This window comes from Nostoc sp. KVJ20, assembly GCF_001712795.1.
Taxonomy (GTDB): domain Bacteria; phylum Cyanobacteriota; class Cyanobacteriia; order Cyanobacteriales; family Nostocaceae; genus Nostoc.
This window is the reverse complement of sequence record NZ_KV757584.1, coordinates 44,422-61,761: the sequence shown is the minus strand read 5'-3', so window position 1 is coordinate 61,761 and position 17,340 is coordinate 44,422. Positions and strand designations below refer to the sequence as shown.

The 17,340-nt window shown below is 40.9% G+C and carries 5 protein-coding genes; all 5 read right to left on the bottom strand.

Annotated elements, in window-relative coordinates; genetic code table 11:
• Positions 1 to 1,350: type I polyketide synthase (locus A4S05_RS08665; RefSeq protein ID WP_141699676.1), on the bottom strand; the 1,350-nt coding region annotated here is incomplete at its 3' end.
• Positions 1,343 to 5,989: a type I polyketide synthase gene (locus tag A4S05_RS08660; protein ID WP_069069428.1), complete on the bottom strand. Its 4,647-nt coding sequence runs from the start codon at positions 5,987 to 5,989 to the stop codon at positions 1,343 to 1,345. The genes A4S05_RS08665 and A4S05_RS08660, both read right to left, overlap by 8 nt.
• 175 nt (positions 5,990 to 6,164) lie before the next feature.
• Entirely contained in the window at positions 6,165 to 7,826 is a 1,662-nt protein-coding gene (gene panP, locus A4S05_RS08655; protein ID WP_069069427.1) for a pyridoxal-dependent aspartate 1-decarboxylase PanP, read from the bottom strand.
• 114 nt (positions 7,827 to 7,940) lie between these two features.
• Complete coding sequence (locus A4S05_RS08650) at positions 7,941 to 11,201, bottom strand: non-ribosomal peptide synthetase (RefSeq protein WP_069069426.1); 3,261 nt, start codon at positions 11,199 to 11,201, stop codon at positions 7,941 to 7,943.
• Positions 11,198 to 17,332 carry a type I polyketide synthase gene (locus A4S05_RS08645; protein ID WP_069069425.1) on the bottom strand — a complete coding sequence of 2,045 codons (6,135 nt, stop codon included), beginning with the start codon at positions 17,330 to 17,332 and terminating at the stop codon, positions 11,198 to 11,200. The genes A4S05_RS08650 and A4S05_RS08645 overlap by 4 nt, the downstream gene beginning before the upstream one ends.
• Between the last annotated feature and the right edge of the window lie 8 nt (positions 17,333 to 17,340).

The following is a 17,340-nucleotide window of genomic DNA, read 5'->3' as shown; positions in this document are numbered from 1 at the left end:
CTGCCCCTCTGCCCCTCTGCTCCCCTGCCCAAAATCCGGGGCTTGTTCTAAAATCACGTGGGCATTTGTACCGCCAATGCCAAAAGAACTAACTCCGGCGCGGCGTGGTGTGCCGTTGCTTTGCCAAGGTGATAATTTGGTGTTGACGTAGAAGGGGCTGTTGGCGAAGTCTATTTCTGGGTTGGGTTGTTGGAAGTGTAGGCTGGGTGGTATTTGTTGATTTTTTAGGGCTAGGACTGTTTTAATTAAGCCTGTGACTCCTGCTGCTGTGTTTAAGTGACCTATATTTGTTTTTACTGAGGCGATCGCACAAAAGTTTTTTTGTTTAGTACGGGCTGCAAACGCCTTTTTCAGGGCACTAATTTCAATCGGATCGCCTAAAGCTGTACCTGTTCCATGAGCCTCAATGTAAGTGATAGTTTCCGCAGCAACCCCAGCGATCGCTTGAGCCTCAGCAATCACTTCAGCTTGACCACTCACACTCGGAGCAGTATATCCTACCTTCGCCGCACCATCGTTATTGATGGCTGAACCTTTAATGACTGCGTGAATGCAGTCACCATCTGTCAAGGCATCTTCTAATCTTTTAAGGACAACAATACCCGCGCCATCCCCAAAAATAGTTCCTTGGGCATTAGCATCAAAGGCGCGACAGTGACCATCAGGAGAAGTGATACTTCCTTCTTGATAAAAATAACCTTGCTTTTGCAGAGATTCTATGGAAATCCCACCTGCCAAAGCCATATCGCACTCATAGTTTAGCAATCCTTGACAGGCTGAATGCACAGCAACTAACGATGTAGAACAGGCAGTCTGAACATTGATACTCGGCCCTTTCAGATTTAATTTATATGAAACTCTTGTAGCTGCAAAGTCCTGACTATTGCCATATATAACTGCCAAACCCCTTGATTGGATAATATCAGGGTGGGAACTGAGATTACTCAGAAAATAGTTACTCATATTGGTTCCCACATAAACACCGGTTAAGCCTTTGCCTGAACTTGGGTTATAACCAGCATTTTCCAATGCTTCCCAAGCACACTCAAGCAGAATCCGGTGTTGAGGATCGATGATCTCGGCTTCCTTTGGTGAGAAATCGAAAAAAGGTGCGTCAAACATCTCGATATCTGACAGACGAACACCAGCTTTTACATAATTGCGATCGTTCAGCCATGCTGGATCTACGCCTGAAGCCTCTAGTTCTTCATCACTGAAGAATGAAATTGACTCCTTTCCTTGACATAAATTATCCCAAAATTCATCAATGCTTTTAGCTCCAGCAAAACGACCAACCATACCAATTACGGCTATGCCTTTGATGGAATCTTGGATTTGTTGGTTATCCATTTACCTTCCTCCTTTGTTGCATTAATTGTCTTTTTTCTTGCATAGCCGCTTCTTTTCTGCTGGCACGTTGATCGGCTTGTTGAAATGTTGGTTCCTCAACTTGTTTTTTGCCGAGATATTCAGCCAAGGTACTTACGGTTGAATATTCAAATAATTCAGCAACGGACAAATTTTTATTTAAGGATTTCAGAATTTTACTGCGAACTTGAATTATTAAGAGAGAATCTCCTCCTAATTCAAAAAAGTTATCATTCAGTCCAACAGTTCTGATTCCTAGAATCTCTTGCCATATATTAGCAATATTTTGCTCAATTTCATTTCTTGGAGCAACATATAGATTTTCTAAATCAGGTCTGTCATGAAGTAATAAATTTGCTGCTCTTGCTGGTAAAGATTCCAGCTTTAGCCATTGGCTAATTCTAGTTTGAAGTTCTCCAGTTGAGACAATTATATGATTAAACTGACTACAAGTAAAAATTCTTTTAAATGCTTTTATACCGTCTTCTGGCTGAATAGCTAATTCATCTAAACTTACACCTACAGATGTACTTTGTTGATCTTCTTTTTGAAGTTGCCAACCATCCCAACTTATGCTTGTCCATGAAACTGGATGATTTTGATTATGTTTGTGTACAAAAGCGTCCATAAAGATATTTGCTGCTGAGTATGCAACAAATCCTAATCCTCCTAATACAGATGATAAAGAAGATAGTAAAAAACAAAAATCAAGCTGTTTGTCTTGTAAAACTTTTTCTAAAACTAAAAGTCCATGTACTTTTGGTTGGAATTGCTGCTCACAATCAATTTTCCGTATCTTTTCAATAGACTCGCCGCCAAGAATACCCGCAGCATGAATCACACCATTTAGATTCCCAAATTGTTGTTGAGCTTGAGCGATCGCATTTTGCATTTGTTCGGGGTTGGTAACATCAGCATTTACTACCAAAACTTCTGCACCCAACTGTTCTAGTTCTTTTACTTTGCGAATTTTGCAGCTAATACTATCAGTTTCATCGTGAGCAATCAACCATTTTTCCCATTCATCTCGGCTAGGTAAAATCGAACGTCCTGTTAATAGTAGTTTTGCTTGTACAGTTTGAGCTAAATATTCTGCTACAACAAGTCCAATTCCTCCAAGTCCACCTGTAATCAGGTAGGCTCCCTTTTGCCTTAATTGTGATTTTCCTAGATTAGCTTCATCAAAGTGTACTGGCTCAAAACTTTGCACCCAGCGATTCAAACCTCGGTAAGCAATCACTTTATCAGAATTAGAAGTAGTTAATTCTACCAGCAACTTTTCTACAAGTTTTTCTTCTTGCCAACTACCAATATTAGGCAAATTAACATCAATACTACGACAATGAATATTTGAGTATTCTTGAGAGATAACTTTAATTGTACCAAGTAAAGTTGCTTTTTCTGGACAAAGTACTTCACTTCCTATTACTGCCTGCAAATTGTTAGAAATGACTGTAATTTGAAAATCATCCGTAGTTTCTTGTTTTGACAAAGCTTGGGCAAGAAATAGTAGACTATAAAATCCAGTTAGCTGTGCTTTTTCAACTTCTTCAATTTTCAATTCTTTGTCAATGGCAGGTGTGACACTCCATAAATGAACAATGGACTTTGGTAATTTATGTTGGATTAATAGTTCTTTAATTAAAGTATCGTAGTCATAATTATACTGAGGATTAAGAGCATATTCACCTTCACTAATTTTTGTGAACTTTGTTCCAACTTTAACAGTAATAACTTTCTGTTTTTTTTGTTCTAACTGTTTGACTAATTTAGCACCCAAGCCACACTCATCAATAAATACTAAAGTACAAGATTGTTGAGATGTGTATTCAAGCGGTGCTGAGACTAAAGATGGTTTCCAGAAAGGAATATAGAACCAGTCAGAAATATCAGGCTTTTTACCCAGTGAGACTAAACTAGAATAATTATCTGGTTTTTGTTTTTCAGGTTCAATCCAATAACGTTGACGTTCAAAAGGATAAGTAGGCAAAGGCAAACGCAAATGCCGTTGATGAAGATAAAATCCAGACCAATCAATTTCAACACCAAACAACCACAACCGACCTAAAGATTGCAATAAATAAGCAAAATCAGATTGTTCTTCCTGAACATGGGGTAAACAATTCACCACCAGTTGTTTAGAATCAGATTGTAAATGCTGTTTTGTCAAAGTAGTTAACGTTCGTCCCGGTCCCACCTCCAAAAAAACACCCTCAAATTGCAGAAGTTGTAATATACCATCAGAAAAACGCACAGTCTGGCGCAAATGTTCACCCCAATAGCTGGGATTAGTCGCATCACTATCACTAATCCAAGTCCCAGTCACATTGGAAATAAAGCGAATACTTGGCACATTCAGTTTCACCTTGCTCAAAGCATTGACAAACTCTGGCACAATCGGTTGCATCATTTCACTATGAAAAGCGTGAGATGTGTGCAACATTCGACATTCAATTCCTTGGAGTAATAATTGATTGTGCAGTGCAGTTATAGCTTCACTCTTACCAGAAACCACACAAGAAGACGGGCTGTTAACCGCTGCAATTTGCGTATCATCAGTTAAGAGCGATCGCAAATTTTCTACTGGTAGTGGAATTGCTAACATACTACCTGTGGGCAACTGTTGCATCAGTCGTCCCCTAGTGGCAACTATAGCCAAAGCATCTTCGAGAGAAAAGACACCCGCAATGGTTGCAGCGACATATTCCCCGATGCTATGCCCAATCATTGCTTCTGGATGTACGCCCCATTCCATCCATAATTGAGCTAGGGCATATTCAATCACAAATAATCCTGGTTGAGTGAGGGCGGTTTGTTGTAGTTGTTCGGTAACTTTTGTTTCGTCTTGAAAAAGTATCTGGCGGATGTCAAGATTTAGGTGTTGCTGAAGAATCTCGGCGCAAGTATCTATATTTTGGCGAAATGTCGGTTCAACTTCGTAGAGTTCCCGCGCCATGTTGACATATTGCGTCCCTTGTCCAGAAAACATGAAGATAACTGGACGGTGACTGGGTTTGTGGTGGTAGGTAAATACACGTTGCGGATTTTGGCTGGTTACAGCATCTACGGCATCGTTTTGGTTACAACATACTAATATACGTCGATGTTCAAATGCTTGACGACCAACTTGTAGGGTGTAAGCGACATCTGCGAGGTTAATTTGAGGATGTTCTTGAAGATGCCTTACTAGATTAGCTGTAGCTGTTTCTAAAGCTGTGTTAGTTTTGGCAGAAACTACCAACAATTGATATCTTCTCCCCTGCTCCCCTGCCCCCCTGCCCCTCTGCCCTAAATCCGGGGCTTGTTCTAAAATCACGTGGGCGTTTGTACCACCAATGCCAAAAGAACTAACTCCGGCGCGGCGTGGTGTGCCGTTGCTTTGCCAAGGTGATAATTTGGTGTTGACGTAGAAGGGGCTGTTGGCGAAGTCGATTTCTGGGTTGGGTTGTTGGAAGTGTAGACTAGGTGGTATTTGTTGATTTTTTAGTGCCAGGACTGTTTTAATTAAGCCTGTGACTCCTGCTGCTGTGTTTAAGTGACCTATATTTGTTTTTACTGAGGCGATCGCACAAAAGTTTTTTTTCTCAGTACTAGCACGAAAAGCCTGTGTCAAAGCCTTGATTTCAATGGGATCTCCTAATGCAGTGCCAGTACCATGTGTTTCTATATAGGCGATCGTCTCAGGTTCTACTCCCGCTAAAGCAAGGGCTTCTAAAATAACTTCCCTTTGTCCATCGACACTGGGGGCTGTATATCCCACCTTTAAGGAACCATCGTTATTAACAGCTGAACCTTTAATTACTGCGTAAATCAAGTCACCATCGCCAATGGCATCCTCTAATCTTTTCAAAACCACTACACCCAAGCCATTACCGCCATTAGTTCCTTGAGCTTTAGCATCAAAAGCTCGGCAATGTCCATCAGGAGAATGGATTCCCCCTGGTTGATATTGATAACCAGACTTTTGCGGCACCATTATAGAAACGCCACCAGCCAAAGCCATATCACTTTCACCATTCAGTAAACTTTGGCAAGCTAAATGAACAGCAACTAAAGATGTGGAGCAAGCAGTCTGAACATTAATACTCGGCCCCTTCAGATTCAATTTATATGAAACTTGTGTGGGTAAAAAATCCTTATCATTTCCAATCAAAATTTGAAAGCTATCTACTGACTCCATCAATTCCCGGTTGGGATATAAGTTGGAAAGTAGATAATTACTGGCAGCGACACCAGCAAAAAGGCCAATTTGACCATCATAGTTTTGGGAGTTATAGCCAGCATTTTCTAGAGCTTCCCAAACACATTCTAAAAAAAGACGATGTTGTGGATCTGTAATTTCAGCTTCCCTGGGAGAAAAACCAAAAAATGAAGCATCAAATAACTCTACATCTTCTAGTACACCACCTGCCTTGACGTAACTGGCTTGGTTTAGCAATGCCGCATCTATTCCAGCCGATACTAGTTCTTCATCTGTGAAAAAAGAAATAGACTCTACACCATCTCGGATATTTCGCCAAAAATCAGCAATATTTTCGGCTCCAGGAAAACGCCCTGACATCCCAACGATGGCTATTTCTTCTTGAATATTTAAGTTATTAATATCGGTTAACAAAGTCATTAATAAAACCTTATGTAATTTTCTAAATTGTTACTCTTTTAAAGAAAATTAGATGCCAATACGCTTGGGTTAGTGTCAAAAGCATTAAGTTGTGTAGGTTGCATTTAGGAACCTAACTCAAAATTCATGGGGCTTTGTTGGGTTACGCTTTGCTTCACCCAACCTACAACTTTTCTTAACTTAACTGTATTGAATTAGATACATTAATTTTCGCAGCAATTTGAATTTGATCATTTAGCACTGCGTCAATATCTTCTTCTTTAGTTAATGGATTAGCAATTACTGCCCGCAGAGCAATAACCGGAATTTCTTTGCCTAAACTAGTGGCTGATTTGGTAGTCCGCGAGATAAAAGTATTACCAATTTGACGCTGCTTTTTCTGCAAATATTCATTAAAATTATTGATTACTTGATTGTCAATTTCAGTCAACTGTTTTTTGGCAACTAACTCTCTTAATGGCTCTGGAATATATCTATAGAGAAGCAAGTTAGTATCAGGTTTTGCCAACAACTCAAACTCAGGCATACTACAAATACGATCCGCCATATATTGAGTTTTCCTAATTCCTTCATCTATTAAAAATTCATATCCTTTAAGTCCCAGCAGATTCAGTCCAGCGTGTAAAAATAAAGCCATACCAGGCCGAGATCCTTCTAAAGCACGTTTACCTAAATCAAATGACCCTTTACGCATGGTATAGCTTGCTTGCTTTTCGATGGCTGTTGCTATATAAGGATCGCGCAAAAAAACCATCCCAATACCCATTGGTAGATATAGTTGTTTATGCCCATCAATAGTTACTGAATCAGCTTTTTCGATACCAGCAAGTTTATGACGATGTTGTTCAGAAAAAATGAGTGGCCCACCCCAAGCAGCATCCACATGAAAATGAACATTAGCTGCTTGTGCAATGTCGGCAATCTCAGCCAATGAATCCACTCCGCCTGAGTCTGTAGTACCAGCAATGCCTACAATTGCAATAATTAGCAAGTTTTGGTCACGACACTCTTTAACAGTTTGACGCAACTTCTGGATATTAACTCGATTGTTACTGTCAGTGGGGATTCTAATTAAACTCTGCGTACCAATACCCATTAAATCCGCAGCTTTATCAAAGGAGAAATGCATCAATTCAGAACCAATAATCACTGCTCCTTTGTAGCCATAAAAATCTAGAGCTGCGGCTAAACCTTCTTTTTCTATACCAAGAAAATCATTTTTTGCTGCTAAAGAAGCGTTTCGGGCACACCAAAGTGCCGTGATATTCGCCACGGTTCCACCAGAAACTAAAATTCCTAGGGTACTTAAGTTATGTTGAATATGTTGAGCGTAGAAATTATCAGAAAAGTTATAAATTAGTCGATGTAACATTGCTAAAGCTTCGCGTTCACAAAAGCTTAAGGCTTTAGCAGTTTCTATCTTGACAGCATTTTGATTCATTGCTGTCATCAATTTTGCCATTGGGCGCACAAAAGAAGGAAGCGCCGAGGTCATGTGACCAATAAATCGTGGCGAGGATGTATGGATTGAATGAGCTACAACATTGTTACCTAAATTTTGGATATAGCTCTCAAAATCAACAGGTTGGACAGGTATTTGACTATCAGAATAATTGTCTAGTAAAAAATCTAAATCAATGCGACTATTTGCATCAGTTGTACTTAAAAAATCTTGAGATAAACTATTAACTATTGCATCTATTTGTTCTTCGATATATATTCCTTGGCTTGATGAACTAAACAGTTGCATCACTTGCTTTTCAATATCATCATGTAATTTTTGCTCAGTTTTAACAAAATAATTTTGGTTCGACATTTCTTGTTTGCTTAATGTCATTTTATATCCTTGGATAGGTTGCTTTTTTAGTGCATTTTTGTTGAATAAGTTCGTAGTCAGGACTTTAGTCCTGGATTTTTAATCACTAAAGTGTTTACTACAAACCTTGCAAAATTAATGGGACTTGTGCTTTGTTGCTGCTCGATGTTCTTTTCTAGCTTGTTTGCGTTGCTGTACTGAAGCTGTTCGGCTTTCGGGGCGATGAGAATGTTGGGTAAAAGATGGCTGTTCGCTTGACTCTTGAATTAGATATCTAGCTAGGTGACTAATAGTAGGATATTGAAACATTTCAATCATAGAGAAGTCTCGCTGAAATGTTTTTTGCAATTTGCTATGAACTTGAACTAATAACAATGAATGACCACCGAGTTCAAAGAAGTTATCATGGATTCCTAAATTTTCAACTTGGATTACTTCTTGCCAAATCTCAGCAATAGTTTTTTCTACTTCAGTTTGAGGTGGCTGATAAACTGCCTCCAATTCTGGGCGTGTAGTATCTGGTGCTGGTAAAGCCTTGCGATCGCATTTACCATTAGGTGTAAGAGGTAGTGCTTCTAGCAATACAAAAGCTGTTGGCACCATGTAACTTGGTAACTTGGATTCTAAGAAATTCCGCAACTCTGAAATTGCTAGTGTTTGCTCTGTTTGCGGGACTATGTATGCTACTAAACTTTGAGTATCTGTTGCCACAACTACAGTTTCTCGTACTGTTGGGTATTGGCTAATGAATGCCTCAATTTCTCCAAGTTCGATGCGGAAGCCACGAATCTTCACTTGGTAGTCAATTCGACCAATGTACTCAATTTCTCCATTGGGTAAATAGCGTGCCTTATCACCTGTTTTGTACAAACGTGTTCCCGGTTGTTCGCTCAAAGGATTGGGGATAAATTTTTCTGCGGTTAGTTCTGGACGGTTTAAATAACCCCGACCTACGCCTACACCACCAATATATATTTCGCCTGGGACTCCGATGGGGACAGGGTTAAGATTCTCATCCAAAAGATAAATTTGGATATTGGCAATTGGATAACCAATGGGAACTGTCTTTTGAGTAGTAAGACTATTTTGACACTGCCAAAAGGTGACATCAATAGCAGCTTCTGTCGGGCCATACAGATTGTGCAGTTGGGCATTGAGTTGATCGCAAAAGCGTTGTTGTAATTCTACTGGCAAAGCTTCACCACTGACTATTACCCGCAGTAAAGAGTCACAGGTTTCCAAATTTTCAGCTTCGAGAAACACTTGCAGCATCGAAGGTACAAAATGAATTGTGGTTATTTGCTGCTGTGTAATCACATTCACTAAATAATTGGGGTCACGATGTCCTTGTGCTTTTGCTACTACTAACCGCGCACCTGTTATCAATGGCCAGAAGAATTCCCAGACTGAGACATCGAAACTGAATGGTGTCTTTTGTAAAACTCTATCTGTGGCTGTTAGTTGGTATTGCTCTTGCATCCACAGTAGGCGATTGCAAATTCCTCTGTGGGTATTCATCGCTCCTTTGGGTTTGCCTGTGGAACCGGAGGTGTAGATGACGTAAGCTAGGCGATCGCTACTAAGATGGTAATCTGGGTTGTGTTGGCGATGTTGAGCGATAACTTCCCAGTTGCTGTCTAAGCAAATTAGTTTGGCGTTGTGATCTGGGAGATTTTCTACTAGCTGTTGTTGTGTTAATAAGACTGTTGGTTGTGAGTCTTCTAACATATAAGCTAGGCGCTGTTGAGGATAGCTTGGGTCTAGGGGTATATATGCACCACCTGCTTTGAGGATGGCTAATAGTCCGATTACCATCAAAAGCGATCGCTCTACACAAATTCCCACTAGTACTTCTGATTTTACTCCCAAGGAACGCAAGTAATGCGCCAATTGGTTGGCTTTGGTGTTGAGTTCGCGGTAGGTTAGTTGCTCATCTGCAAATACTACTGCTACGGCATCGGGTGTTTTCTCAACTTGCGCTTCAAACAATTCATGAATACATGTTTCTTGCGGATATTCAGTTTGCGTGTTGTTCCATTGGGCAAACTGTGTATTCTCTGCTTGAGTTAACAGTGGTAATTCTGATAAACGCTGCTGCGGATTGCCTACAATGCCTTCTAGTAAATTCTCTAAATGATTTAATATTCGGCTAATAGTAGCCCTTTCAAAGTGCCGGGTATCGTATGGAATCAACAGATGCAATGAATCTGCATCAGGCTCTACTACTAAAGTTAGGGGATAGTTCGTCTTTTCAAATGAGCGAGATTCACTGATCCCCATGCTTTGAGCTAGGTTGCCTTGATTGGAATCTACTAGATAATTATTAAAAACTAAAAGGCTATCAAATAGTGATAAACCACGAGGGATCTCACTCCATTGTTGGATCTGTAATAGTGGGCTGTATTCGTACTGACGCATTTCCACTTCTTGGGCTTGCAGATTTTTCAGCCAAGGCAAAAGAAAAGCATTAGCAGGTACTTCTACTCGGAGTGGCAGCGTGTTGATAAAGAGTCCCACCATAGATTCTGCCTCTAGCAGCGCAGCCGGACGGCCTGAAGATGTGGCTCCAAAAACTATATCTGACTCACCGCTATAACGGCTTAAAAGTAAAGCCCAAGCTCCTTTAAGTAAAATATTTAAGGTCAACTGATGCTTGCGTGCAAAAGATTTGAGGGCGGTTGTCAAAGTAGCCGATATCTGAATCTGTTGTCGATCATAAGCTTCTTTTTGACTAGAAAAACTAGCTGAAGTTTTACTTACCGCAATTGGTGTCGGTACGGTGAATCCTTTAAGTTTCTGTCGCCAGTAAGCTTCTGCTTTCTGCAAGTCTTGCTGTTGTAACCAAGTAATATATTCTCTGTAAAGACGCGGACGTTCTAAATATAAATCTTTACCTTGGCAGAAGGCTTGATAAAATTGATAAAATTCGTTCCACAGCCAACTAATAGACCAGCCTTCCATGAGGATGTGGTGAAAACTGAAGACGAATTTATAAGTATCATCAGCTACCTGAATCAATGTCAGGCGGATTAAAGGAGCTTTGGAAAGGTCAAAGCCGCGATCGCTATCTGCTTTTAAGAAAGCTTTTAGCTGTTTTTGTTGCTCTTGTAAGGATAAATTTTGCCAGTCTTGAAATTCCCACGGTAAATCTACTTGCTGATGAACGACTTGATAAGGTTTATCAAGATTTTCCCAATAAAAGGAGGTACGCAAAATCGGGTGACGATCTACAACTCGTTGCCAAGCTTTTTGGAAGGCTGAAATATCAAGTTGAGTTTGCAAGGTGAAACAATTCTGCTCGAAATAGACCACCGAACTAGGTGCAGCAAGTTTGTGAAAAAGCATACCCTGCTGCATGGGTGAAAGTTCATAGATATCTTCAATATTATTGTTCATGAAAAATTCCTCCTGCCTGATTGACCAACTTGAGCGAGCAACTTAGTCAAATTTTCTTGATTGATATTTGCTGCCGCAAAATCTGAAGGGGTATAATCTACAGTTTCTAGCGATCGGCAGTGAGCAATTATAGACAAGAGCGCTTTGATAAAATTGTCAGATAATTTTTCTATTGTCTCTAGTCGATGCAGATTCTTGCTGTAGTACCAATTAAGCTGCAACTGACCTTCGGTAATTGTCCCAATTAGATGTAACTTATGAGGACGAGTTGCTTGCAGACTGCGCGTCGTATCAGGTAAATCTTCGGTCAATTGGAACAAGGAATTTTGAGGTAAGCTTTTAGCAATTTGACCAACGTAAAGGAATGCTACCTCTGCTTGGGGAAGTGACCGAATTTTTTCTTGAACTACTGCATCTTTATTTAAATAACGCAGTACTCCATAATCAATGCCTTCACCAGAAATACTACGTAGCTGCTCCTTAACCACTTTTAAGGCATCGCCTGGACGATCAACTTTTTCCAAGTCTAAAAGTACCGGATAAGTAGTAGTAATCCAACCTACAGTCCTGGAAATATCAACATTATCTATTCCACTGGTACTGACTTCTCGCCCATTTTCTTCAAGATCAACCAAGAGCAAATTTTCGCCTGTCCATTGGGCAAAAGCTTGGGCAAAAGCAGTAAGCAGAACTTCTTGTGTATTAGTCCGATAAACTGCTGGAACCTCCTGAAGCAGGGCTTGAGTATCTTGGTTACTCAGCGTTACTGTCACAGCTTGTTCTGATGCGACATCGTTGATACTCCCAGAATAGTCTACAGGCAGAGAAGAAACTTGCTTGTGGCGATCGCTCAACCAATAATTTTGAGCTTTCTGTAAATTTGCTGAGTGGGCGTATTCCTCTAACCGCAAAGCCCATTGTTTGTAAGAGGTTGTCTTTGGTGGCAGAGCAATCGCTTTTCCTTGACGGATTTGCTGATAAGCCGTTTGCAGATCCTCTAATAAGATTCGCCAAGAACCGGGATCTACTCCCAAGTGATGGCTAGCAATAAACAAGCGGTTTGATTTATTTGCACCCAAGTTAAAAAGCGCCATCCGCACAATCGGCCCTGTTGACAGGTTGAGGCTAGCTTGTAGTTGAGCCGCCGTTGTCTCCAATGCCAGTTGTTGAGCATCTGATGCCAATGCCGATAAATCTATATGTGTAAATGGTACTTCTTCCAGGCTAGCGTTCACTGCTTGCCAACCACATTCTGAGAATTTGAACCGCAAGCGAAGCGCATCATGATGTAATAGTAATTGCTGCCATGCTTGTTTTAACATCGCTGGCTCGATCACTTCTGCGGCCTCTAACAAAATTGATTGGTTCCAGTGGTGTGGTTCTGATATATTCCGTTCAAAGAACCTATGCTGAATCGGTGTCAGGGGTAATGAACCAGTTACTAAACCTTGTTCAGCCTGAACTACTTGGGTTGTGCTTACCACCTCTGCTAATTTGGCGATCGTTTGATGTTCAAATAATTGCTGAGGAGTTAACCGCAAACCGACTTTAGCAGCTCTGGCACTGACTTGAATGCCAAGTACAGAGTCGCCACCCAACTCAAAAAAGCTATCGTGAATGCCTACTTGCCCAATACCAAGGAGTTCTTGCCAGATATTGGCGATCGCTTGCTCAACTTCACTTTGAGGGGCAACATAAACGTTATCTAGATTTGGTCTTAAATAAGATGAAGCGGAACTAGTTTTGGGTGCAAGTTGAGAATCTTGACTAAATTCAAGTTGAATCCATCTTTTGATGCTAGCTTCCAAGTCTACTGTTGATGCGACTATCTGTGTAAATTTACTTATAGATAAAGCCCGTTTAAAAACCTCTAGTCCTTCTTGCCGCGTCATCATTGAGTCCGCACCTTTAGGCGCAGTCAATATTTCAGATGATTCTTGAGTAATCCAATCGCCATAATTGATGCTCAACCAAGGAACTAGACTTGTTTGATTGTGTTTGTGTATAAAAGCATCCGTAAATATGTGTGCTGCTGGATAGGCAGCCATACCCATTACTCCCAAAACAGATGCTAATGACGATATGACTACGCAAAAATCAAGCTGTTTTCCTTGTAATATCTTTTCTAAGACAAACAATCCGTAGCCTGTGGAGCGTAATTGATTTTCACACTCAGTTTTACTAATCTGTTGAACAGTGTTGTAAACTCTCACAGTTGCAGCATGAATGACACCATGAATTTCACCAAAGCGGTTTGATGCTTGAGCCATGACTGCTTGCATTTGTTCGAGATTGCCAACATCGGCGTGACAAATTAAAACTGACGCACCCAATGCTTCTAATGCTTGTATTTTTTGAATTTTGCGACTGATGCGATCGCTTTGATCATGAGTTGCCAGCCATTGATACCACTCTGGTTTTGCGGGTAAACTCGAACGACCTGTAAGAATCAGCTTAACACGGGCTGTTTGGGCGAGATATTCTGCCAGCACCAAACCAACATCTCCCAAACCACCAACGATTAAATATACTCCCCCTTCTCTGATGGGAATTGTTTCTTGATCTGGTTCTTCAAGTCGTATTGGTTCAAAAGTTTGCACCCAGCGATGTTTACCACGGCAAGCAACTATATTTTCGGATGCCGTTTGAGTAAGTTCTGTTACAAGTTGGTCTATGAGTTGATTTTCTGGGGATGTTTCTGGTTCAGGAATGACTACATCAATGTGACGACAAGTGATATTGGGATACTCTTGGGGAATTACTTTACAAATTCCGATGACAGTTGCCTGTTCAGGACACAACTCTTCATCGCCATTTACCTCCTGCACATTGTTGGTTGCTACCAGAATTTGGACATCTGTAATTTCTTGTTTGCCCAATGCCTGGGCTAAGAAAAGTAAACTATAAAAACCATTATTTTGACATTCTTCAAAGAACTGATGCTTGGATTCTCCTTGTGGTTTGGGAGTCAAACTCCAAAAATGAAATATTGCATTTGGTTTGAAATCCCATAGTTCCTTCAGCAAAGCGTCATAGTCACAGCTAGCTTGGGGATTAATTGCATAAGAGCATTCGCCTAACTTGGTAAACTGCTCTTCAACCCTCACAGTAATCACATTATGCCCTTCTAATTCCAACTGTTTGGCAACTTGTGAACCAATACCAATAGTATCAATAAAGACCAAGCAACATAATTTTTGTGCTGATTTTGATGATATATGCAAAGAGCGTTTCCAAGAAGGGATATAAAACCAGTCAGCAATATTGGGTTTTTTCTTCTGTAATGTTGGTGGTGATAGCTTTGCTAAAGCAGCTTCCGGGTTAGCATCAATCCAGTAACGCTTACGTTCAAAAGGATACGTCGGTAAGGGAATGCGATTGCATTGTTCATGAACATAAAAACCAGACCAATCTATTTTTACCCCTGCCAGCCACAGGCGGCTGAATGTGTTCATTAAGAAGGCGACATCTGATTGTTGCTCATAAGAATGCCGCAGGGAAGGCAGCATTACTGATTTGGCTTTATCGTTACTTTCTAGACATTGCGATGCGAAACTAATTAATGCTTGACCAGAGCCAACTTCCAATAAAATGGGATGATCTTTTTGCCATAATTGTTGGACTCCATCAGCAAAGCGTACTGCTTGACAGAGATGCTGCACCCAATAACTGGGATCTGTTGCTTGATCTGCTGTAATCCAAGTTCCTGTGACGTTAGATAAATAGGGAATTTTCGGGGGTTTGAGACTGAATGTGTTCACTAAATCGTGAAAACTTGGTGCGATCGCCTCCATCATTACAGAATGGAAAGCATGGGAGGTTTGTAACCGCTTACCAACTAAACCCTGTTCACTCAACTGTTGTTCTAAGCTTTCAATAGCATCTGTATAACCTGCAACTACACACAACGATGAGCCGTTAATTGCAGACATGGAGATTTTATCATTTAAGAGGGGCTGAATTTCTGACTCTGAGAGAGCGATCGCTAGCATTGCCCCACTTGGCAACTCTTGAATCATTTGCGCTCTTTTCGCTACCAGAGTTAAAGCGTCTTCTAGAGATAAAACCTCGGCTAGAGTTGCTGCTACATATTCACCAATGCTGTAGCCAATCATTGCCGCCGGACGAATTCCCCACGATATCCACAACTGAGCTAAAGCGTATTCGATGACGAAAATAGCTGGTTGAGTGAGAAAAGTTTGATTCAGCTTTTGAGTAGCAACATCTGCCGCTTCCGTCCCCCGACCTAACATTTTTCGCAAATCAAACCCAGCAGAGAGAGTATTTTGCTGATTTCCATTCTCGCTGTTTCGATTGGGATACAAAACATCTCGCAAATCAAGATGAAGATGCCCTTTGAGGAATTCGCAACATTGGTCAACACAGGCACGAAATGTTGGCTCAGTTTGGTAAAGTTCAAGAGCCATATCAACATAGTGAGTTCCTAGCCCAGAAAACATGAATGCCACAGGGCGTTCTTGAGTTTTTTGAGTATTGGTAAAAACTCGCTTTGGTTCTTGAAGTGCATTGACAGCATCTTGAATATCTCGGCAGACAACTGCACGCCGATAGTCGAAATTTCTACGCCCAATCTGTAATGTGTAAGCCACATCAGCCAGGTTTAAATCGGGATGTTCTCGCAAATAATTAGCAAGATTTGTTGTAGCCGTTTCCAACGCCGATTCTGTTTTGGCAGAAAGAACTAATAGATGATATTTTCTCCCCTGCTCCCCTACTCCTCTGCTCCCCTGCTCCCCTACTCCCCTGCTCCCCTGCTCCCCTGCTCCGCTGCTCCCCTGCTCCCCTACACCCGGTGCTTCTTCAAGAATCAGATGGACATTAGTTCCCCCTAACCCAAAAGAACTAACTCCTGCACGCCGGGGAATACCATTTGTTTCCCACTCAGAAAGTTGGGTGTTGACGTAAAAAGGACTATTGGTAAAGTCAATTTCAGGATTTGGCAGCTCAAAGTGTAAGCTTGGTGGTATCTGTTTGTGCTTGAGTGCCAGAACGGTTTTAATTAATCCCGTCACACCAGCGGCAGTGTCCAAATGCCCGATATTGGTTTTGACTGAACCAATGGCGCAAAAACCTTTTTTCTGAGTACTTGAGCGAAAAGCTTGTGTCAGGGCAGCAATTTCTATCGGATCTCCTAAGACTGTTCCAGTACCGTGAGCCTCAACATAAGTGATGGTTTCCGCTTCTACTTCGGCGACTATTTGGGCTGTTCTAATTGCCTTTGCTTGGGTATCGATGCGGGGCGCTGTGTAGCTGACTTTAAATGAACCATCATTATTGATTGCTGATCCTTTGATTACAGCATGAATAGTGTCGCGATCGCTAATAGCCTCTTCTAATCGTTTCAACACTACAATACCTACACCCTCGCCGCCTACAGATCCTTTGGCTTTGGCATCAAAGGCACGGCAATGTCCATCAGGAGAAGCGATTCCTCCTTCTGTGTACATATATCCGGCTTTTCTTTCCGCACTGATAGCAACGCCACCAGCTAAAGCAATATCACATTCACCATTCAGCAAACTTTGGCAAGCCAAATGAACAGCAACTAATGAAGTTGAACAGGCAGTTTGTACAGCATAACTAGGCCCCTCTAAGTTAAGTTTGTAAGAAACGCGGGTGGTTAAAAAATCTTTATTACCTGCAATAACAAGTTGCTGAGAATCAACTGAGTTGATGATATTTTGATTTAAATAAATATTCAGTAAATAGGTGTTTAAACTAGAGCCAGCATAAACTCCGACAGCACCTTTATAAGTTTGTGAATCATATCCAGCATTTTCTAAAGCTGACCAAGCACACTCAAGAAAAATTCGGTGTTGTGGATCGGTAATTTCTGCTTCTCTAGGATTAAAGCCAAAGAATGAAGCATCAAATAATTCTGCATCTTCTAATATAGCCTGCGCTTTGACATAGTTAGGGTCATTTAATATAGATAAATTTATTCCTGCGGATAAGAGTTCTTCATCAGTGAAAAAAGAAATTGATTCTCTGCCATTTTGGAGATTATCCCAAAATTCATCAATATTTTTAGCTCCGGGAAATCGCCCTGATAAACCGATAATTGCTATTTCTGAGCCATTTAGAGAAGTTGAGTCTGTTGGAATACTCATAATTTTGC